Genomic DNA, 19,603 nt, shown 5'->3' on the forward strand with positions numbered 1-19,603 from the left:
TGATTACCCGATCCGCCAGGTGATCGTCACGGTTTCAGCCACATCAATGTCGTCGGGTTCGAAGTCAGGGGCAGGAGCGGAGGCCTCCATCAGCACCGAGCTGTCATAGACAGCATAGTCGTGCTGTTGGGAACGGATGGTGAGCTCGCGGTAAGAGTAATCAATGTCGAGGATTTCCCGCAGCTCTACTTCCGTTGCCTGGGCGATGAGGGCGGCATTTTCTTTTGCTTTTGTAACAGCCTGTAAGATTAGTTGCTGCTGATGGGCGCTGGTATCTTTCACACCAAAGGAAATGCTGAAATCGAGGCTGTCGAGTTTCCTGGCGATCTGACTGAGAAGTTGATTGATGAGCGCTTTGTCTAGGGGCAGTTCCAGCTCCAGCCGGTGCGTGGCGCTGTAGCCTAGAAACTCCGACTTCTCCGTCTTGCGGTTCCACTGTGTTTCCTTTCGGACTCCGAAATCCTTGGTCTTTAGGTTGCTGCGTGCTATACCTTGCGCCTCAATAATAGTGCGCAGTTCTTCCAATTTTGCGTTAAGGGAGTCAACGGTTTTGTCATATTCCCATTCCTGCGCCACGGCACTGAAAGAAAGGATCATGATATCGGGAGAGACAGACAGTTTGCCACGTCCCGTGATCTGTAGTTTGCGTTTCATAGCGCAGGTATCGTCTAAGTGAAATTATTTACTAATATATAGAATTAATTGAATAATTTGAAAAGTTTACTGTCTTATACCATGAAAGAACAGGCAGGAAAAGGCAATGTTCTAAAAGGGTAGGTTGGCATGTTCTTGATCCAGAAGCAGATGGCTATATTTACAGTGTAAAAGAGAAACTATGCGCTACTATTATCAACCACTTCTTCTCTGCGGCTTCTTTTCGCTGCTGTTAGCCTGTGCGCCTGAAATGGGTCAAGGTATAAGTAGCAAGACATCAGAAAATAGTGAGATGGAATTGCGTGTGATGAGCTATAACATACGCCATGCAAATCCGCCAGGCAAAAAGGGTGTAATTGACCTGGAGGCCATTGCAGACGTAATTCGGCGTGAAGCAGCGGATGTGGTAGCCCTGCAAGAGGTGGATGTGCGTATCGCAAGATCGGGCCATGTGCACCAGGCGGAAGCACTGGCAACAATGCTTGGAATGCATTACTACTTTGCGAAAGCCATTGATTTTGAGGGAGGGGAATACGGGGTGGCCATCCTGTCACGTTACCCATTAACTGATACACGTCAAGTAGTGCTCCCAAAAGCGGATGATCCAAAGGCTGAGGGTCGCGTGCTGGCAGTGGCTACTGTGCATCTGCCGGATGGGCGGCGCATCCGTTTCGCCAGCACCCACCTCGACATTATCAGCAGTGACAACCGGCTGCAGCAGGTGCAAGCCATCAATGCTCTCGACAAAGCAGAAAAGCTCCCTTTTATATTGGCTGGTGATCTGAATGACTATCCGGATAGTCCTGCGCTACGTGCCCTGGATGAAGTATTCCAGCGTAGCTGCGAGACCGCCTGTGATCCAACCTTCCCACAGGACAAGCCGGATCGTATCATCGATTACATTGCGTTTAGCAAAACATCCGGTATCCGGGTACTCTCACATAAAGTAATGCCGGAAAGCTATGCCTCTGACCACAGGCCTCTGCTGGCAGTGCTGAAATTGTAAGGCGAAATCTGTTTAGAAAGCCTCCCCAATGTAAATGTAGAATCCGGGACCTTCTTTGGTAAAGGCCACATCGGCGCGGGTATAGATGTCCTTCTTAGGAAAGAGCAGGTAGCGCAAACCTCCACCGCCTGCTACTTGCAGGTACTTGGCCTCAAAGCGGGCGAAGTCAGGAAACACTGTGCCTGTTCCCACGAACACAGCGGCTCCCAGCCTGTCAGTGAAGCTGAGCGGCAAGGGCAGCATCCGGTATTCCACCTGTGCGGCCAACTGGTTCTTATCCCGGAATCGCCCGGTATAATAGCCGCGCATCATGCTCTCTCCGCCCATCAGAGCCAGTTGGTTGAAAGGAACATTGCCCATGTTGAACTGCCCCAAAAGCTGCGCGGCCAAAACGTTGCGCTCACCCACGGGTTGGTATACCCGGCTGTCGCTGATCACGGTGGTAAACTGGTAGTCGCTGCCCCAGAGCTTGTCGTAGCGGTAGAGTGCCAGTTCCGAGAAAAGCCCGTGCCGCACATTGAGCACATTGTGTCGATTGTCATACACCAGACCTGCCCCTAAACCGATGTTGGTAGCGCCCTCGCTGCCAACAGGCAACTCCAGCGGCCCATCCGTGCTTGGCTTAAACTTAACGGAACCCAGGCGCTGAAAGTCCAGTTGCGGTCCCAGGTATAGATTGGGCTTGATGCGTCGGAGCAGTCGCTCGCGCAGCTGTATTTGCGATGCCTCCACCAAAGCCAGGTAGTCTGGTGGCGTGTCCGGGCCAATGCCATGGTAGTGCAAGGGAAAACTCTGCAGACGCAGGCGGCCCAGGGCAAACCACCGGCTTTTGTCTGAATACAAGGCATGATCAAGCCACAGTCCGTATTGGTTTTGCAGGGTGAAAAACGTGAATCCGTTAATTTCGCTCAGTCTATTGGCTGTGTCGTTTTTGGCATAGTACACATAGAGTGTGCTCAGGCCGATCTCCCAGCTTGTTTCAGGAGCGTACGCCAGGGTAGGGTAGATCAGGAACTGCGGCCGCGCGACATCCGTGGTATCATTGACCAGTTTGTTGATGTAGCGCTTTACGAAATTAGTCTGTTGTGCCACCACCTGCAGGGACGTGAACAGCCAGAAAGCGATCAGGAGAGTATAGCGTGATTTCATAGTCGAAAGCCAGATATCGGGGTAGCGGGTGGAGCTCGGTGTTGCTGCTATTAGGTTCTAAATGGAAACTACTAGTGAAAAGGAATGTTTGCCGGAGCGGGGCGAAATTATAGAAAATTGTTGTAACAACAATCACCTGGTGCAGACCTTATTTTAGCCTGGTTTTCCGGATGAGATGATGGGGGGGAGGCCGAAACCTCAGGTAGGGAAGGGGCAAGAAGGAGACTGTTTACTGTTCTCGTTCGAGTACCTGGTTGGTTACTTCCTCGGTAGTATGAATGATACAGATCAGTTTCCCCTGCTCATTGAGCACGGGCTTGTTATGGGCCTGCCAGTAACGCTCTTCGAACTTTCCTTCTTTGTTGATCACATCAAAGCGCAGGATCGGGAGGTAATCCTGTTTTTTTGTGTCGATCACTTTCTTCAGCGATGCAGTTAAGGTAGAGATGCCAGCCGAGACGCTGTCTTCCGGATTGTCAGGAAAGGCAGCAAACAGATGGTGGCCTTCGAGTTCGTGGCGCGGTTTTGAGGATAAGTGAATGAAATCGTCGCTTACCGCGAGGATGGTGAAGTAAGGTGGGTTTGGCTTGAGCACAACGAATTTACCGGAAATTCCTTCGAATACTCGCTTAAAGTCAAAGCCGGTTAAAGTATGTTGTGTCTTGTTTGTCATAGTGTTTCGGGTCACCTCTGACCAGAAACAAGTACAGCAGGCAGGTGTAGAAGGTTACAGAAATTGGAGAACAAGCAAGCGGAAGCGCAAGAAAAAACCCCGTGACCGGCGGGGCCACGGGGTTGTCATGCAACAGGTATAGCCTAGCTTAACCGGGCTGCTGTGTAGTTGCTTTCTTCTCTTTCGGGTTGCGCTGCAGAATTGGCAGCAACGATACGCCTACATAAGCATTAGCCCCATAAGGCTTGCCCAGGTTAAAGGCACCGCCAATGTTGTCGGAGCCAATGTAGAAGTTCATAAAACGTACCATCGCACCTACCGTGAGGATTGAATAGTTGTTTTGAAGAGCAACCGGCAGGGCTAGCTCAAATTTTTTGAACTCAGCACGGGGTGTGATCGCAAACAGGGAATTCTGGCGCATCCCAATCGCATTCTTGCCGCGCACACCCTGGATCAGGGTGGCATTGGCGTATAGGTTACGGGTCAGGCGGTAGTCCACATTGATATGCAGTGCCGTAGGTAGTGAAGCACGGAAAGAAGTCTGCTTTTCGCTCTCACTCACGTCCAGCTGCTGGTTCAGGTATTCCAGGGTTTCCTCCGTAGTCTCGGCATCGCCTAGTTCAGAAAGGTTGATTTCTTTGTTGGTGCGTTGCACGTCATAGGCCCATACCAGGTCAGGGTTGTTGTAGTTGATACTCCCGATATCCATCAGGGATACCGCCACCCGGTACTTGTATTTGTTTTGCTCGAGGTCGGTTAGCTGCTGACCGTTGCGCGTAATACTGTAATCCGGGTTGTTGGTGCGGTATTCGTACGTGAAGCCCAGGTCAGCGCCCCAGCCACTTCCAGCGCTCTTGCCGCCCAGTAGCAAGCTGAGCAGGTCGCCACTTTCTGCCGCATCAAAGTCTGGCATGGCAGCATAGCCATAGCGGGCATGTACTTTGTCAAGCTTCACCACATAATTGGCTTCTTCCGTGCCTGCCACGGCTCTTTCTTCAGCCTGCAGATCAGTGTCTTCCAGGTTAAGATAGGCTGAAGAACCACCATTCAGTCGCTTCACTGTCATACCCGCTTTGACAAAATGTGCCCCCTGGTCCAGCACGACACGAGCATAGCTAAGGCCAAACTCTGAAAAGGCATTCACATTCAGGTTCATGTTATTGCCGGTATAGCGCTTATAAAGGTAGCTATCATCTTCGCCGTCGGCCACTTTGTAAAGACGTGCCACTTCTTCCGATAGGTTGTTAGCCTGCACAGCGGCACGTACGCGGGTTGTTAGGGCGATGCTATGCAGCGGGCTTAGCTGTACCATTAGGGCCGGCCCTTTGAAGTCAGCTCCAGCCATCACAAGCTTCTGCTTTCCATTGAGGTTCTCCTGGATGTACTCGCTCTTGAATTCCTCGCCCTGACGTGCCAGTTTGAAAAAGGACATCGGCGCATCATAGCGCAGGTAGTTGTTTGTAGCGCCAAATTCAGCTGAAAACAGATTCAGATAGAACTTATGGCGGGAATCAGCAATGGCTGACGGGTTGGTATAGAGGCTGTTGGTGCCAGCGTAATTGCTGTTCGCTATACCTAACTGTTGTGCCTGGGCTGTATCAGGCAGTAGTGTTTTGGCCAGTAAACTTAAGCCAAGGGCAATTTTAGCTGCGTAAATGTTTCGATTCATGCAAAGGAAATAAAGGTGAATAAATGGCGTCAGAGTGGTTTGTGTTGCATAGCCTGGAAAGGCAATAGAAAGTATGGCGGGTCAAATCGTACAACCTGCAGTTGCACATAAATTCATTAAAAAAACAATATTTTAGATATAGAGGCGGCAAAGGTAGCATTACGGAACGGTTGCGCCAATACCTACATCTGGGTATTTAGTTAAAAAAAAGCCCCTTCTAATCGAAGGGGCTTTGTAGTTGATGGGGTGATAGCTATACCTTACCAGGCAATGCCGTAATCTTCGCCGTGGTTGCTGGAGCCTCCCCAGAAGCTGCCGTGTTTCCAGTCGAAGAAGACGGCGTTGATCGGTCCACTGGTGCGATCGCCAAAGCTGAGGGTATAGCCCATCTTCTTCAGTTCATTGCGCACGGCTTCCGGTGTGCTTTCGTTCAGCAGGATGTGGCCAGGCTTTGGTTTACGGTCATCGATCTTGGTGCCGCCGAGCGAGAGCCAGAGCTGGTTGGTATTGAAGTTGGCTGCTTCAGCTGCCTGCTGCACGTTCATACCAAACTCCACCACATTGAGGAAAAACTGGAGCAAATTCTGGTCCTGCGTGTCACCCCCCTGAACGGCAAAAGACAGGTATGGCTTGCCGTCTTTCAGCGCCATGGAAGGCGTAAGGGTCACCCGCGGACGCTTGCCAGGTTCCACAACATTGAAAGGATTGAGTTCGGCATCAAGCACGAAGCTCTGCATGCGTTGACTCATACCGATGCCGGTGTTGCCTGCTATAGCAGCCGGAAGCCAGCCACCGCTTGGTGTGATCGACACTACCCACCCTTCATTGTCAGCTGCTTCGATGGTGGTGGTGCCACGCCATAGCCGGTCCTGGTATTCGGCATCCTCCATGGAAGAACCGCTGCGCTGGTCATGAGTAGGGGCAAAATTGCGACGCACGGTGTCGGGTTCGTAGCCTCTTTTCTTCAACATTTTCAGGTAGGGGTTTTTGCGACCTTCAAAAGGGTAGGGGTCACCCGGTCCAATGGTCGCGTCGTTCTTGTCGTAGCGGATCAGACTAGCCCGCTGTTTGGCGTATTCCTTGCTCAACAGACCCTTCATTGGCTCCTCCGGTTTAAAGTAAGGGTCGCCGTAATAGAAGTCACGGTCGGCAAAAGACAGGTTCATAGCCTGGTACAAGGTATGGATGTAACGGGTGCTGTTATAGCCCATCCCTTTCAGGTCGAAGTTCTCGAGAATGTTGAGTGCCTGCAGCATGGTTGGTCCCTGCGTCCACTGCTGCAGTTTGTATACCTCCACACCTTTGTAGTTCACCATCATCGGCTCTTCCTCGATCGGTTTCCACTTCGCCAGGTCCTGCATTGTGATCAGTCCGCCCTGCTCTTTGGAGCCCCGCACAAACTCTTCAGCGATATCCCCTTTGTAGAAGCGGTCGTAAGCCGCCATAATCGCCTCTTTGCGGCTTTTACCTTGTTTCAGTGCTGCTCTCTCTGCTTCCACCAGTTTGGTGAGTGTTTGTAAAAGGTCCTGCTGCACGAAGATCTCACCGGCGTTCGGTGCCTCACGTTCCTCTCCCAGGTGCGTCAGGAATACCTTTTTGCTGTAAGGCCACTGCTTGATCAGTTCCTTGTTCTTCTCGATGCTGTTAGCCGTCTGTGCCTCGATCGGGTAGCCGGCTGCCATTTCCATGGCAGGAGCCAGCACCTCTTCAAGGCTCAGGGTACCATAGTTGGCCAGCATGTGCATCAGTCCGCCTGCTGTCCCGGGTGTGGTGGCCGCCAGCGGACCGTTTTCCGGTGGAAAGTTGTAGCCCTTGTCTTTGAAGAACTTAGGCGTAGCACCTGTTGGGGCTACACCCAGGGCATTGATGGCGATCACTTTTTTTGTTTTGGGATTGTAGATGAGCGCCTGTGTTTCGCCGCCCCAGCTCAGTACGTCCCACATGGTACAGGTAGCCGCCAGCATGGTACAGGCCGCATCCACGGCATTGCCGCCTTTCTGGAAAGTCATGGCGCCGGCAGTGGCGGCAAGGGGTTTGCCGGTAATGGCCATCCAGTTCTTGCCGTGTAGCACTGGCTTTTGGGTCTGCTGCGCCGCCACCGGGAAGAGGGGCAAGGCAAGCAGACAAAGAGATATCAGTCGTTTCATTTTTTAAGGTTTAGGGTATCAATTTAACTAAAAACCGAGTGCTTCACAACTGAGATGGATTTGGTGTCCTCACCAGGTGAAGGCAGTCAGCCTGTTATTATCTGGTATTAGCTTATAACTAGCACAGCACTTGGTTATACTTTTGAAAAAAAAGAGCCATAATTTTTTGATTGTAAGGAATATATCAGATATTAGCCAGCACAAATGAAAACAGCACACAATCATATCGCCTATTATAGCTATTACTATTTTACTTTATGTAAATAAGGGTGGCCATGCTATAGGTTGATAAACAGCTATAAATCAGAAGCCTCCCGATCGGAGGCTTTTTTTATGTAAGAACATGACAGCGAACCAAAACAGCTATTTTACTTATTACTATTACTACTTCTATCGCATGAAGCAGGCGGGAATTCTATGGTAAAAAGCAAGCTGTTGTTTTGCACTTACAAAGAGTCCCCATCCGGCGGACTCTTTTTTTATTTAAAGCATTTTAAAAGCATCTAAAAATAGCAGATGGTAAACATAGCAGACAGATACGGCGATGTGCAGGAATACTACTTCTCGCACAAACTACGGGAGGTCGCACAACTCAACGCAGCCGGTAAAAACATTATCAACCTAGGTATAGGCAGCCCTGACATGGCGCCACCCCGCCAAGCAGTGGAGGCGCTGTGCGATGCCGCCAGAGACGGCAAAGCACATGGCTACCAGGGTTACAAAGGCACACCGGCTCTCCGGCAGGCCTTTAGCAATTGGTATGCGACTTACTATGATGTTGACCTGAACCCCGAAACTGAGGTGTTGCCGCTAATAGGTTCGAAAGAAGGCATTACCTACATTTCCAACGCCTACCTGAACCCCGGAGATGAAGTGTTGGTACCTGATCCGGGCTATCCGGCTTATGCCGCTGCGACCAAAGTGGCTGGTGGGTTGGTGCGACACTACAACCTGCGGGAAGAGTCCGGTTGGCTGCCAGATCTGGAGGAAATGCAGCAACAGGATCTCAGCAAGGTCAAGCTCATGTGGGTGAACTACCCACACATGCCTACCGGGGCAAAAGCGAGCAAAGTAGCGCTGGCGCAACTGGTGGACTTTGCGGAACGCCACGACATCCTGCTCTGCCACGACAACCCCTACAGCTTTATCCTCACCGACAAGCCTGAGAGCATCCTGTCGGTGAGGGGTGTTACAGCACATGTGCTGGAGCTGAACTCGCTGAGCAAATCGCATAACATGGCTGGTTGGCGGGTCGGTATGCTGGCCGGTCATCCTCAGCATATCTCGAATGTGCTGCTTGCGAAAAGCAATGTCGACTCCGGTATGTTCCTGGGTATACAGCAGGCCGCCATAGAGGCTCTAAAGCAACCAAAGGCGTGGTTTGATGAGTTAAATACACACTATGCGGAGCGCCGGAAGCTGGTTTGGCAAATCATGGATACGTTGCATTGCAGGTATAGCACCGAACAGGTAGGGCTGTTTGTGTGGGGACGTGCACCGGAAGGTGTCAATGTAGAGCAGCTGGTAGATGAACTTCTCCACGAAGCCGGGGTCTTTGTCACGCCCGGTTTCATTTTCGGAACAAACGGGCAAGCTTACATCCGGGTGTCGCTGTGCGCTGACACCGGGCCATTACAAAAAGCATTGGAAAGAATTAAAGCATTTAAAAATACTAAAATCAAAACAACATGATCGTAGGCGTAGTAGGTATCGGACTGATTGGGGGCTCCATGGCCATGGACCTCCGCCAACGTGGATTTGCCACCAAAATAATCGGCGCAGACAACAACCCGGAGCACATCCGGCTAGCGAAAAGTGCAGGCATCATACAGCAGGAGGGCAATCTGGAGGAGCTGGCCAAAAGCTGTGATCTGATCATAGTAGCCACGCCGGTGGATGTGTCCCCGGGTATCGTGCTGGCACTTTTAGACCAGGCAAAGGATGGCACCGTTGTGCTGGATGTTGGGTCCACGAAAGAGCAGATCTGCCAGGCCGTCACGAACCATCCGCGCAGGGAGCAATTTGTCGCCTGCCACCCGATTGCGGGTACAGAAAACACTGGTCCGGGAGCGGCACACCACAAACTCTTCGACCACAAAGTGAACATCATTTGCAATGCATCATCGTCAGGTAGGGCGGTTGTCCAGAAAGCCGAGGAAGTGTTTGGTATTCTGAAAATGGAAACGGTGCACATGGAGGCCCGCGAGCATGACCGCCACATCGCCTTTGTTTCGCACTTGTCCCACATCTCGTCCTTTGCCCTTGGCCTGACGGTGCTCAAGATCGAGAAAGACGAGAAGAGCATTTTTAACATGGCCGGCAGTGGATTTGCCTCCACAGTTCGTTTGGCCAAAAGCTCACCGGATATGTGGGCACCCATCTTCAGTCAGAATGCAGGCCATGTATCGGCGGCACTGGATGCCTATATCGATCAGCTGCTGCTTTTCAAAGAGACGATCGACGAAGGACTGAGCTCCGAAACCTACGACATGATCTCCAATGCCAACCAGATCAGCCGCATACTGGATGGCATCGAACTTAAGAACCGACAGAAACCCTTTGCCCCAGCGCTCAACGGAAAAGACAAATTGGCAATTGCTCCGATCAGCACCTGGCTACCAGATCTGCAACGGCCCCTGGTGATCAGCGGCCCCTGCAGCGCCGAAACAGAGGAGCAGGTGATGGAGACCTGCCAACAGTTGGCTGCAACAGGCAAGGTGGATGTGCTGCGAGCCGGCATCTGGAAACCCCGCACACGGCCTAATAACTTTGAAGGCATCGGCACAGTCGGGCTGGAGTGGCTGCGTAAAGCAAAGGAGGCGACAGGTATGAAAATAGCCGTAGAGGTGGCCAATAAGCAGCATGTGGAGGAGGCGCTGAAGTATGGCGTGGATATTCTCTGGATCGGGGCACGCACCACGGTTAACCCCTTCTCGGTGCAGGAAATCGCAGATGCGCTGCAAGGTATAGATGTGCCTGTTTTGGTAAAGAACCCGATCAATGCCGACCTGGAGCTGTGGATCGGGGCGCTGGAACGTTTGAGCGGGGCAGGTATCACTAAGCTGGGAGCCATCCACCGGGGCTTTGCCAAGTATGGTGAGACTAAGTTCCGCAATGCGCCGCAGTGGCAATTGCCCATCGAACTGAAAAGAAGGATGCCAGACCTGCCCATGATCTGCGACCCAAGCCATATCTGCGGCAATCGGGAGCTGCTGGCAGAAATTTCGCAGCAGGCCATGGACCTGAACTATACCGGACTGATGCTTGAAAGTCACATTGACCCGGACAAGGCCTGGAGCGACGCCAAGCAGCAGGTGACACCGGAGCGGCTGGCGGAGATCATCGACGGGTTGGTGCTGCGGAACGGCTATGGCGGTAAAGTGGAGGTGGATGACACCTTGCAGGAGCTGCGTAGTCAGGTAGATCAGTTCGACAGTGAGCTGTTCACGCTGTTGTCGCAACGCATGCAGGTGGTGGAGAATATCGGTCGGTACAAAAAGGAAAACAAGCTGACCATTCTGCAGGCGTCCCGCTGGAACGACGTGTTGGAGAGATCCTTGGAAAGGGGGGAGAAGCTAGGTCTGAGCCGGGACTTTATTCAAAAGTATCTCAAAGCCGTGCACCAGGAATCGATCAACCACCAGAGCGCCATCATGAATGCGCACGGGCAGTAGGATATAAAAAAGGGATTGAGGCAGCTGTATACCGCCTCAATCCCTTTTTAATTTAAAGTCACAATTTACCTGATCAAGCCAACACCCACCGTTGAGTTTGTCTGCTCGTCGATGAGAATGAAGGCACCGTTTGCTCTGTTTTCTGAGAAGGAATCGTAGAATACCTCTTTGGCTGTTTTCAGCTGCGCATCCGCAATTTCGTTTAGCTTCAGTTCACTTACAGTACTATCAGTACTGAGCGTCACCACATCGATCAGGTTGGAGAGAGCGCTGACTTTGGCTTTGGATGTATTCACTCCATGCTGGAGCAGGTAGGTGCCGCCTACACGCAGCGGCTTTTTATCCATCCAGCAGACGGTGGCCTCCAACTGTCTGCTTTGCTGCGGCAGCTGGCTAATAGGTACAATCATATCGCCCCGGCTGATGTCCACGTCATCCTGCAGCAGCAGACTGATGGACTCCTTTGCCTGCGCAGCTTCTATCTCACGACCAAACTTCTCGATTTTGGTAATAGTGGTTTCCTGTCCGCTTGGCAGCACAACTACACGTTCCCCTTTACGCAGCAGACCACTGGCTACCTTTCCGGCATAGGCTCTGTAGTCATGAAACTCTTCTGACTTGGGTCGCACCACATACTGCACCGGGAAGCGGCTTGATTCTTCTGACAGGTGCTTTTCCAAAGGTATAGCTTCCAGCAAACTAAGCAGCGACGCCCCTTGATACCAGGGCATGTGCGCTGACTGACGCACCAGGTTCTCACCATAGAGCGATGAGACAGGTATAAAGGTGATCTCCTGGCCATTAAAGCGTACCTTCTCAGCAAAGACCATGAAAGCAGCTTTTATTTCCTCAAACTTTGTCTGGTCATAATCAACCAGGTCCATCTTGTTCACGCACACCACCACATTCGGTATGCGCAGCAGACAAGAAATGTAAAAGTGGCGGAATGTCTGCTCCACCACGCCATTACGGACGTCGACCAGAATCATGGAGACATTGGCGTTGGAAGCGCCTGTTACCATGTTGCGGGTGTACTCAAAGTGACCGGGAGTATCAGCGATGATATACTTGCGGGTAGGCGTAGAGCAGTAGATATGCGCCACGTCAATCGTGATGCCCTGTTCCCGCTCTGCGATCAGACCATCTGTCAACAGCGAAAGGTCCACGTAATCCAGCCCTTTCTTTTTGCTGCTGGCCATGATGGCCTCCAGTTTGTCGGTCGTGATCGAATTAGTTTCAAACAGAAGCCGGCCAATCAGGGTACTTTTCCCGTCATCCACACTTCCTGCGGTTGCAATTTTTAGAACGTCCATACCTTAAAAATATCCTGTTTGCTTTCTTTTTTCCATTGCCGCTTCTGAGCGCTTATCATCAATGCGGGCACCTCTTTCCGATACCGTGGCACTCAGTATCTCCTGGATGATATCGTCAATCGCCACTGCGGTTGACTCTACAGCAGCCGTACAGGTCATATCACCCACGGTTCTGAAGCGAACCAGGCGGGTGCTCACCGACTCGTCTTCCGACATGTTCATGAAAGGGGAGTAAGGTAGGATCTGGCCGTCTCGCTCAAAGGTCTCCCGCTCGTGTGAGTAGTAGATGGAAGGTATAGCCAATTGCTCTTCCTTGATGTAATTCCACACATCCAGCTCCGTCCAGTTGCTGATCGGGAACACGCGGACATTTTCACCCAGGTGAATCCTTCCGTTCAGCATGTCGAAAAGTTCAGGACGCTGTTTTTTCGCGTCCCACTGACCGAAGTCGTTTCTAACTGAGAAGATACGTTCCTTGGCGCGGGCTTTTTCTTCGTCGCGCCGGGCACCGCCTATACAGGCATCGAAGCCAAACTCCTCGATGGCATCCAGCAGTGTGACAGTTTGCAGCACGTTTCGGCTGGCATACTTGCCCGTTTCTTCCACAACTTTCTGCTGGTCGATGCTGTCCTGCACGTAGCGCACGATCAGTTCCAGACCAAGTTCTGCTACCAGTTCATCTCTGAATCGGATGGTTTCTTCAAAATTGTGCCCGGTGTCGACGTGCAGCAGAGGAAAGGGGATTTTGCTTGGATAAAAGGCTTTCTGAGCAAGTCTTACCAGAGTGATGGAGTCTTTCCCGCCTGAAAAGAGGAGTACCGGTTTTTCAAATTGTGCGGCGACCTCCCGCATGATATAGATCGCCTCGTCCTCCAGTTCTCTGGGGAATGCAGCGTTGTGAATAGCCATGTTAATCTTGTTTGTTTAAATAATTTGCATGCAGACCGCATTCCTTCTGGGTCTGTTCCCACCACCACCTTCCGGCACGCGGTTCTTCGCCGGGTAGAATCGCTCGTGTGCAGGGGGCGCAGCCTATGCTGACAAAGCCCAGGTCATGCAGTTTGTTATAAGGAATTTCGTGCTTCTGCAGGTAAGTGATCATCTCGTCAAAAGACCAGTTGATGATCGGGTTGAATTTGATAACCTGAAAAGCCTCATCCCATTCCAGTAAACTGAAGCTGCTGCGGTTAGCACTCTGGCCGGAGCGCAGCCCGGTTATCCAAATATCCGCTCCCTGCAATGCCCTTGTGAGTGGCTTTACCTTGCGCACATGGCAACAGGCTTTGCGATTGTCAACGGAGTCGTAAAAACCATTCACGCCGTTTTGGGCGATCAGGGCTTCCACGTCACCTGCTTCAGGAAAGTAGGGTTCTATCTTACCTCTATACTTGTATTCCGTTTCTGCCCATAAGGTATAGGTATCCTGAAAAAGGCGGCCCGTGTCGAGCGAGAATATTCTGATCGGCAGTTTATTGGAGAAGATGGCGTGTGTGATCACCTGGTCTTCCTGGCCAAGTGCCGTTGAGAAGGCAACCTTGCCGGGGAACCTGCCCGCAACCCAGGCCAGTGCTTCCGAAAACGAAAGGCCTGCCAGTTCGTCAAGCAGGGATGGTATTTGATCTTTCAAATTCATTGGCGTCTTTTTTAACTGTAAATCGTTCCCAGATTCGCTCATGGACATAGTAGAGCAGTATTTTGCTGAACACTTCTATTGTCCCGATCGAAAAAGCCATCTTGAGCTCCCCCGTGATCAGGTATGAAATAATGATTGTATCAAAAGTGCCTAAGGCTCGCCAGGAGACGGCCTTGGCGATACTCTTAAACTTACTGTCTTTCGGGGCGCCTTTCTTTTTGTCTAAGGCTTTTTTGAAGTATCGGTCTAGTAGCATAGCGCAACATTGAGCGCTAAAAGTACATAAAACCTACAAAGTAAGTAGGGTAATACAGAAAAAAAATCTAAAATCTCGAATATTGAATGTTTAAGCGCTTCTGAATCAGTTTCTTGATGAAGTGAGGTCGGAGAGGGTCTTATTTTCGACTACGGCCAAAGTCTGATCTCTGACCTGGCACATGATGATGTGCATGTTGCAAGTGGCTTCGTCCGGGCAGTCGGAGCACTTTTCGTAATAGTTCAGGCTTACGCAGGGGAGCCAGGCAATCGGGCCGTTGAGCAGGCGGATGATCTTTGCGAGTGTGATTTCTTCAGGCTTCTTGATCAGGTAATAACCACCCCCTTTACCTTTCTTACTACCCAGTATACCTGCCTTCTTTAGTTCAAGCAGGATGTTCTCGAGGAATTTGTGCGAGATGTTCTTGCTCGAGGCGATCTCCTGGATAAGTACAGCACCCTTGTCCTGATTTTCGGCCAGGTAAGTAAGGGCATGAAAGGCATACTTTGTTTTCTTCGATAACATGTATCGTGGTATTAGTATTTGCTAGGGTGGAAGTTCAGGTATAGCCCGGACATTTACAAAACTAAGAAGTATTTCAACAAGGTCTTGCCTAAAGCCGCTATAAAGTATACCGGCCCGTGTAGAGCTGACTGCTCATGGTGCTATACCTGCTATATGGCAAGAATAAAAAATGCCGCCCCAGGTATAGTTGAGGCGGCTTTTGAAGTATGGGGTAGCAGATTGATTGCTCTGTAATGGCTTAAGTAGTTTGGTTTTATGCGAGGATTATCTCGTATTGTATCGGTTTGAAGCTGTAATTATTGGACTGCTCTGCTGAACAGGCTGTGAGGCCCACAATCAGATCCATTTTGGCTTCCAGTAATACGTAGTCTCCTGCTTTGCTGGTGGGCGGGGCCACCGTTAGTTTACCGTCTGCAGCGAACTGCACATTCATGAAGATGTTAAACGCTGTCGGTACATCATCGGGCTCCAGGCCAAACGCTGCCAAATTGGTATAGAGGTTCTCAAAGCAACTAGGGTGGTGCTCAGGGTTTTGATACATGATCTGAAAGGTTTCCGGACTGCAGGGAGCCAACAGGAAATCGTTGCGACCATTTGTGTCTTCCAGTATTTCCATCATCTGACGGCTTCGGTTGCTCCAGAGGTGATGGCCTTTTGTGATCAGAATCGTTTCTTCAAAGTCAAGTGTTTTCCCCGAAGATAGCTTTTCGCGTTTGTCCTCCGCATTGAAGAGGACCATATCACTGACCTGCTCGCCCTGAGGGTCTATCACTTTTAACTTATCTCCTTTGTTCAGTTTGAAGGCAGCACCTGTCTGTTTGGCTATCGTTTCTATCATTGCAATTGATTATTTAATTTTAACGCGTGACTATAGTTTTCCTGCCAGGAAAGGACACTTCCAGCTATCATCCACCTGGCGGCCACTGTACTGGGGGGCTTCCAGCCCTTCGTCGAAATCTTTCAGCATGGGGTTGATGCTGCCGTCATAGGTCATTTCGCGATCACGGATCACCTTCTTCATATTTTCATACACCCCTTTTTCGCGTAACTGCTCAAACTGGCGGTGCAGGTTAAAAGCCATCGCCGTGTAGCCTAGTTGCCTGGCTTTTCTGCTGGAGTTGGGATGAAGGCCTACTACAAAAAAGGCAGTTCCGTTGTAGCTAAAGCTAAAATTGGTATCTGTGGGATTACTGCTAACATCAGGATCCCAAGGGGCTGTACTGTTGTCACTGTTGTGCAGCAGTTGCAGCTGAGCCCAGAGTTTATTCTCAAATTCAAGTTCAGATGTAGGGCTTTCCTCTTTAAAGAAGGCAACCATGGTCATATACTCGCTTTCAGTGGCCAGCGTCTCCGCAATATACTGCTTCAGGTCTTGCCCTAACTGCCGGGTAGTTTCCTCAGTTGCCATATGATCATACACACCCAGGCGGATCTGTTTAGAATTCAGGGCAGCTTTGGCACCCACACAAGGGTATTCTGTATCGCCAATTTTATCTGAAATATTGTTGTATATATCTTGAAGTGATGTGCTATTGATTGATTCCAGTTCTTCTGGAGTGAAGTATGTTTTGGTACTCATAATGTTTCTATAAAATTGAAAAAACGAGGCTGTTCCTTTTAAAGAAATATAGCCTGCAAGTCAAGTCAGCATAAGTTGTTGAAGGTATAGTAACGGCCATTACATGGCGCTGTAGCGTGATTACAAACCTGATCAGGTGTTTCCTGATCAGGTGTTTATTAATCCGGTTTACACTGCCCCACCTGAGTAATATACTTCATCAAATGATAGGCGGGTATACTCTTTTGGCTTCAAAAGGGTGCCATTTTACCTGTTTAAATTTGATGACCCGTTGCTTCTGTTTAACAAGGGTTGTAGCCGTCTGCTTTACCCTGATGCACTTATCAAGATGTTTACCCAATCGTGCCCTCCATGAGCGAATCACTATTACTACTGTTAATTGAAACGAATGATGTCCAATGATGTCGCTAAAACTGTTGCTGTTATGCTTGTTTCAACAATGTTGTTCCGTGCTTTGTTTGTGGTGAGGCTAGAGGAGTACTTCAGAAATGATATATTATGGAGTGAAAGACGCTTCGGATTAGTGCAAAACTTTGAGTAGGTACCAGTCTTTCTTTGCAACGAGTCTTCTATGTCGGGCATCCCCTTGTTTTTACAGAAAATGATCTTCGGTCTGTTAGCTTCTCTGTGTTCGGAGCGAATTATTTTCATACTTATCAAAATGGTATCTATCTGTCATATTATGGTAGAAGGTCTGCACGAGTGACGTGGTAATTTTGCAGTATCATTTAGCTTAATAACACAGAAACATTATGAGTAAGAAAGCATTAATTGTCATAGACATACAGAACGATTACTTTGAAAACGGTGCCTGGGAACTGGAAGGTCCGGTAGAGGCGAGTTTAAAAGCACGTCGGGTGATAGAGCACTTCAGGGCCAATAATCTGCCGATCGCTCATATTCAGCATTTTGCTGCGGACAGTACTCTTCCTTTCTTTCAGCCGGGTACAACGGGCGTAGAAACCCACGAAAATGTAAAACCACTTGAAGGAGAAAAGCTTGTTAAAAAGTATTATCCAAATAGCTTCAGAGAGACCGACCTATTGGAATACCTGAAAGCCAATGGTGTGACGGAAGTTGTGCTTACCGGTATGATGACGCATATGTGTGTGGATGCAACCACAAGAGCGGCTAAAGACTTTGGATTCGACTGTACAGTAATCGGTGATGCCTGTGCTTCACGCGATCTGGAAATTAACGGGGAAGTAGTGAAAGCTGCAGACGTACACCATGCATTTTTAGGCGCTCTTTCATTTTTCTACGCTACTGTTCAAAACGCAGACGAGTTCCTGGCGGCATAAATAATAGTGTAATTAAATACAGAAGAGCCTCCTCCCAATTGAAGGGTAGGAGGCTCTTGTTTTTGGTTAATGTAACATAGAGTTTCGCACTAATACTAAATAGTATTTGATGGCTTTCATTGAACTATTACCCCCTTTATCATCCCGCAGGGACCTTGTGGGCAAGATGCGTGGACTTTTATTTAAAGAAACGGTTAGGTGGTAGATAATTTCTACTAGTTGATATAAAAGTAAGGGTATCTAGAAAACAGGAGATCATAAAGCATCCAAATGAGGCATTTGATATGCATCAGCGATCAACTCAGCCGAGCGAAGTATACCTGTAGGTGCGTGGCCAGTATTTACCAGCATCAGTCCATCTGCTCCCGATCTTTTCTGCACCTCATTAAGTCCCTTTACAACTGTTTCGCCTGTTCCGTAGAAGATTTTCTGTCGCCAGCTTTCCATCATGTACCTTTCCTGAGCCGTGTAGGGGTATCTGGCTAGCTCTTCCGGTGAAGGTATGACAAAGGACAGGCCTTGCATCATACGCATCATGCTGTGCGCGAAGCTCTCGGTCTGCAACAGTGCTTTTTGATAAAACTAATCCGTTTATAACTAATAAATATCCATGTTGCATCCATAGATTGACTACTCTAATAAGCGGGAATCATATAGAAGTATAGCACTTCGTTTTTTGTAAATTGCAGGAGATTATTTCCTGAAGAATAGGGGATACAGGTGCAGGTATTTCAGCATTTTCACGGATAGCATCTGCTATAGTTTGAATAAGTGGACTTATGGAAACTCTTAGATTTTTAAAGACAGATTGTGGCGTGGAAGTACTACTGAACGTACTGCACTTTAATAGTGCTGACGGGAACTACTTTAAGAGAGTGCCGTTCAATACAGACTTTTTTGAAGTCGTTTTTATAGAGAAAGCCAAAGGAAAGCTACTCCTGAGCGACCACCACATTGATTTAACTGACAACAGCGTGGTCTTTATTTCTCCCTATCAGAAAAGGCAATGGCATTTCGAAGAGGGCGAACAGGATTTCACTATTCTCCTTTTTCAGGAGGATTTTCTGAACGATTTTTTTGCTGATAAGCTGTTTGCCTATCGTTTGTTGTACTTCTACCAGCTGGACTATCCGTTGAAAATGGAGGTCGAGAAAGAAGTTATCCAAAGCTTCTGCACTTTGCTGATTGAAATCAAATCTGAGCTTGTAAGTCCCAAACCTGACAGTGTGCATATTATACGTTCGCTGCTTTATTACATTCTACAAAAGCTGAACCGGGAGTATGCTGAAAGGATCCAGTTGACACTGGATAAGGAAACTGACCATTATGCCTTTCAATTCAAGCGTCTGGTTGAAATGAATATCAAAACTGTTCAGCGTGTTAGTGACTATGCGGAAATGTTAGGTATAACGCGGATTTCTCTGAATAAAGCTGTGAAGGAACAATTCAATGTAACGGCCAAGCACCTGCTCAAGCAAAGGCTGCTGCTTGAGATAAAGAATTACCTTTTCCACTCCGAACTAACGCTCAGTGAGATCGCCTATGAACTTAACTTTCCAGAACCCAATCACCTGATGCGTTTTTTCAAAGCACAGACCGGGATGACTGCCGGAGAGTTTCTGCAGGAAAATGATAAAAGCAATACGTAGAATACTCCGGAAGGACTTGCAATATATTTTGTTAGAAAGATCTGTTAGTCAGGCCATGACCGAGAGAGGACATGGGTACAAATAAAGCATGTTCCGGTTTAGTCATACAAAACCATCAACTCAAATGAGGTAGGGTAGTGGCTTTATAATTATAATAGTAAATGACCACAATAAAAAAAGCCGCTTCAGAAATGAAGCGGCTTTTGTAGTCCGTAGGGGAATCGAACCCCTGTTGCCAGAATGAAAATCTGGAGTCCTAACCCCTAGACGAACGGACCATTCTGTCGTATTGTGATGCAAATATAGTGGGTAGCTTTTATTTTGCAAAGCCTACGCTTGGCTTTTTATTAAAAAAATAGGCCTTAACACGTAATT

Annotated in this window: 18 protein-coding genes and 1 tRNA gene; 5 read left to right on the top strand and 14 right to left on the bottom strand. The window is 49.1% G+C overall.

The window, feature by feature from the left end:
* Nucleotides 1–3: 3 nt before the first annotated feature.
* Nucleotides 4–654 (bottom strand): SIMPL domain-containing protein, encoded by a 651-nt coding sequence (locus tag AC5FX6_RS03000; RefSeq protein WP_493595548.1) that lies wholly within the window; start codon nt 652–654, stop codon nt 4–6.
* 181 nt (nt 655–835) lie between these two features.
* Here AC5FX6_RS03000 and AC5FX6_RS03005 point away from each other — a divergent pair, with 181 nt between their 5' ends.
* The gene (locus AC5FX6_RS03005) at nt 836–1,660 is read left to right on the top strand and encodes an endonuclease/exonuclease/phosphatase family protein (protein ID WP_493595549.1); all 825 of its coding nucleotides are present in this window, start codon (nt 836–838) and stop codon (nt 1,658–1,660) included.
* Nucleotides 1,661–1,672: 12 nt separating this feature from the next.
* On the opposite strand, the gene AC5FX6_RS03010 is transcribed toward AC5FX6_RS03005, so the two are convergent.
* The 4 genes from AC5FX6_RS03010 to AC5FX6_RS03025 form a co-directional block, all read right to left on the bottom strand.
* Nucleotides 1,673–2,809, bottom strand: a complete 1,137-nt coding sequence (locus AC5FX6_RS03010; RefSeq protein WP_493595550.1) for a BamA/TamA family outer membrane protein — start codon at nt 2,807–2,809, stop codon at nt 1,673–1,675.
* A gap of 229 nt (nt 2,810–3,038) precedes the next feature.
* Complete coding sequence (locus AC5FX6_RS03015; RefSeq protein WP_493595551.1) at nt 3,039–3,482, bottom strand: PAS domain-containing protein; 444 nt, start codon at nt 3,480–3,482, stop codon at nt 3,039–3,041.
* Between the two features lie 148 nt (nt 3,483–3,630).
* Nucleotides 3,631–5,151 carry a DUF5723 family protein gene (locus tag AC5FX6_RS03020; protein WP_493595552.1) on the bottom strand — a complete coding sequence of 507 codons (1,521 nt, stop codon included), beginning with the start codon at nt 5,149–5,151 and terminating at the stop codon, nt 3,631–3,633.
* 260 nt (nt 5,152–5,411) lie between these two features.
* A complete protein-coding gene (locus tag AC5FX6_RS03025) occupies nt 5,412–7,298 on the bottom strand; it encodes a gamma-glutamyltransferase family protein (RefSeq protein ID WP_493595553.1) in 1,887 nt (628 codons plus the stop codon).
* Between the two features lie 516 nt (nt 7,299–7,814).
* Between AC5FX6_RS03025 and AC5FX6_RS03030 the strand changes: the two genes are divergently transcribed.
* Both AC5FX6_RS03030 and AC5FX6_RS03035 read left to right on the top strand, forming a co-directional pair.
* Nucleotides 7,815–8,990, top strand: a complete 1,176-nt coding sequence (locus tag AC5FX6_RS03030; protein ID WP_493595554.1) for a pyridoxal phosphate-dependent aminotransferase — start codon at nt 7,815–7,817, stop codon at nt 8,988–8,990.
* Nucleotides 8,987–10,972 carry a prephenate dehydrogenase gene (locus AC5FX6_RS03035; RefSeq protein ID WP_493595555.1) on the top strand — a complete coding sequence of 662 codons (1,986 nt, stop codon included), beginning with the start codon at nt 8,987–8,989 and terminating at the stop codon, nt 10,970–10,972. The genes AC5FX6_RS03030 and AC5FX6_RS03035 overlap by 4 nt, the downstream gene beginning before the upstream one ends.
* 65 nt (nt 10,973–11,037) lie before the next feature.
* On the opposite strand, the gene AC5FX6_RS03040 is transcribed toward AC5FX6_RS03035, so the two are convergent.
* The 7 genes from AC5FX6_RS03040 to gntA all read right to left on the bottom strand — a co-directional run bounded on the left by AC5FX6_RS03040 (nt 11,038) and on the right by gntA (nt 16,278).
* A complete protein-coding gene (locus AC5FX6_RS03040; RefSeq protein ID WP_493595556.1) occupies nt 11,038–12,285 on the bottom strand; it encodes a sulfate adenylyltransferase subunit 1 in 1,248 nt (415 codons plus the stop codon).
* Between the two features lie 3 nt (nt 12,286–12,288).
* Nucleotides 12,289–13,194, bottom strand: coding sequence for a sulfate adenylyltransferase subunit CysD (gene cysD / locus AC5FX6_RS03045; RefSeq protein ID WP_493595557.1), 906 nt, complete (start codon nt 13,192–13,194; stop codon nt 12,289–12,291).
* A 1-nt stretch (nt 13,195) separates the two neighbouring features.
* Nucleotides 13,196–13,918 (bottom strand): phosphoadenylyl-sulfate reductase, encoded by a 723-nt coding sequence (locus AC5FX6_RS03050; protein WP_493595558.1) that lies wholly within the window; start codon nt 13,916–13,918, stop codon nt 13,196–13,198.
* The gene (locus AC5FX6_RS03055; protein WP_493595559.1) at nt 13,884–14,174 is read right to left on the bottom strand and encodes a DUF2061 domain-containing protein; all 291 of its coding nucleotides are present in this window, start codon (nt 14,172–14,174) and stop codon (nt 13,884–13,886) included. The genes AC5FX6_RS03050 and AC5FX6_RS03055 overlap by 35 nt, the downstream gene beginning before the upstream one ends.
* Nucleotides 14,175–14,279: 105 nt before the next feature.
* Nucleotides 14,280–14,699, bottom strand: coding sequence for an RrF2 family transcriptional regulator (locus AC5FX6_RS03060; protein ID WP_493595560.1), 420 nt, complete (start codon nt 14,697–14,699; stop codon nt 14,280–14,282).
* A gap of 253 nt (nt 14,700–14,952) precedes the next feature.
* Nucleotides 14,953–15,537, bottom strand: coding sequence for a DUF1989 domain-containing protein (locus AC5FX6_RS03065; protein ID WP_493595561.1), 585 nt, complete (start codon nt 15,535–15,537; stop codon nt 14,953–14,955).
* A gap of 30 nt (nt 15,538–15,567) precedes the next feature.
* Nucleotides 15,568–16,278 (bottom strand): guanitoxin biosynthesis heme-dependent pre-guanitoxin N-hydroxylase GntA, encoded by a 711-nt coding sequence (gntA, locus tag AC5FX6_RS03070; protein WP_493595562.1) that lies wholly within the window; start codon nt 16,276–16,278, stop codon nt 15,568–15,570.
* A gap of 752 nt (nt 16,279–17,030) precedes the next feature.
* On the opposite strand from gntA, the gene AC5FX6_RS03075 reads away from it, so the two are divergent.
* A complete protein-coding gene (locus AC5FX6_RS03075; protein WP_493595563.1) occupies nt 17,031–17,579 on the top strand; it encodes a cysteine hydrolase family protein in 549 nt (182 codons plus the stop codon).
* A 255-nt stretch (nt 17,580–17,834) separates the two neighbouring features.
* On the opposite strand, the gene AC5FX6_RS03080 is transcribed toward AC5FX6_RS03075, so the two are convergent.
* On the bottom strand, nt 17,835–18,143 hold the full coding sequence (locus AC5FX6_RS03080; RefSeq protein WP_493595564.1) for a hypothetical protein: 309 nt from the start codon (nt 18,141–18,143) through the stop codon (nt 17,835–17,837).
* 215 nt (nt 18,144–18,358) lie between these two features.
* On the opposite strand from AC5FX6_RS03080, the gene AC5FX6_RS03085 reads away from it, so the two are divergent.
* Nucleotides 18,359–19,228, top strand: a complete 870-nt coding sequence (locus AC5FX6_RS03085) for a helix-turn-helix domain-containing protein (RefSeq protein ID WP_493595565.1) — start codon at nt 18,359–18,361, stop codon at nt 19,226–19,228.
* A 206-nt stretch (nt 19,229–19,434) separates the two neighbouring features.
* Here the strand turns inward: AC5FX6_RS03085 and AC5FX6_RS03090 are convergent.
* Nucleotides 19,435–19,506, bottom strand: a tRNA-Glu gene (locus AC5FX6_RS03090).
* Nucleotides 19,507–19,603 lie beyond the last annotated feature (97 nt).

This window comes from Pontibacter sp. LHS2 (genome assembly GCF_058932845.1).

What these genes read in the sequence shown, in the direction of transcription:
- AC5FX6_RS03050 (WP_493595558.1), bottom strand. Translation starts at nt 13,918, where the DNA reads ATGAATTTGAAAGATCAAATACCATCCCTGCTTGACGAACTGGCAGGC.
- AC5FX6_RS03030 (WP_493595554.1), top strand. Translation starts at nt 7,815, where the DNA reads ATGGTAAACATAGCAGACAGATACGGCGATGTGCAGGAATACTACTTC.
- AC5FX6_RS03040 (WP_493595556.1), bottom strand. Translation starts at nt 12,285, where the DNA reads ATGGACGTTCTAAAAATTGCAACCGCAGGAAGTGTGGATGACGGGAAA.
- AC5FX6_RS03035 (WP_493595555.1), top strand. Translation starts at nt 8,987, where the DNA reads ATGATCGTAGGCGTAGTAGGTATCGGACTGATTGGGGGCTCCATGGCC.
- cysD (WP_493595557.1), bottom strand. Translation starts at nt 13,194, where the DNA reads ATGGCTATTCACAACGCTGCATTCCCCAGAGAACTGGAGGACGAGGCG.
- AC5FX6_RS03005 (WP_493595549.1), top strand. Translation starts at nt 836, where the DNA reads ATGCGCTACTATTATCAACCACTTCTTCTCTGCGGCTTCTTTTCGCTG.
- AC5FX6_RS03025 (WP_493595553.1), bottom strand. Translation starts at nt 7,298, where the DNA reads ATGAAACGACTGATATCTCTTTGTCTGCTTGCCTTGCCCCTCTTCCCG.
- AC5FX6_RS03085 (WP_493595565.1), top strand. Translation starts at nt 18,359, where the DNA reads ATGGAAACTCTTAGATTTTTAAAGACAGATTGTGGCGTGGAAGTACTA.
- AC5FX6_RS03000 (WP_493595548.1), bottom strand. Translation starts at nt 654, where the DNA reads ATGAAACGCAAACTACAGATCACGGGACGTGGCAAACTGTCTGTCTCT.
- AC5FX6_RS03060 (WP_493595560.1), bottom strand. Translation starts at nt 14,699, where the DNA reads ATGTTATCGAAGAAAACAAAGTATGCCTTTCATGCCCTTACTTACCTG.
- AC5FX6_RS03065 (WP_493595561.1), bottom strand. Translation starts at nt 15,537, where the DNA reads ATGATAGAAACGATAGCCAAACAGACAGGTGCTGCCTTCAAACTGAAC.
- gntA (WP_493595562.1), bottom strand. Translation starts at nt 16,278, where the DNA reads ATGAGTACCAAAACATACTTCACTCCAGAAGAACTGGAATCAATCAAT.
- AC5FX6_RS03075 (WP_493595563.1), top strand. Translation starts at nt 17,031, where the DNA reads ATGAGTAAGAAAGCATTAATTGTCATAGACATACAGAACGATTACTTT.
- AC5FX6_RS03010 (WP_493595550.1), bottom strand. Translation starts at nt 2,809, where the DNA reads ATGAAATCACGCTATACTCTCCTGATCGCTTTCTGGCTGTTCACGTCC.
- AC5FX6_RS03020 (WP_493595552.1), bottom strand. Translation starts at nt 5,151, where the DNA reads ATGAATCGAAACATTTACGCAGCTAAAATTGCCCTTGGCTTAAGTTTA.
- AC5FX6_RS03015 (WP_493595551.1), bottom strand. Translation starts at nt 3,482, where the DNA reads ATGACAAACAAGACACAACATACTTTAACCGGCTTTGACTTTAAGCGA.
- AC5FX6_RS03055 (WP_493595559.1), bottom strand. Translation starts at nt 14,174, where the DNA reads ATGCTACTAGACCGATACTTCAAAAAAGCCTTAGACAAAAAGAAAGGC.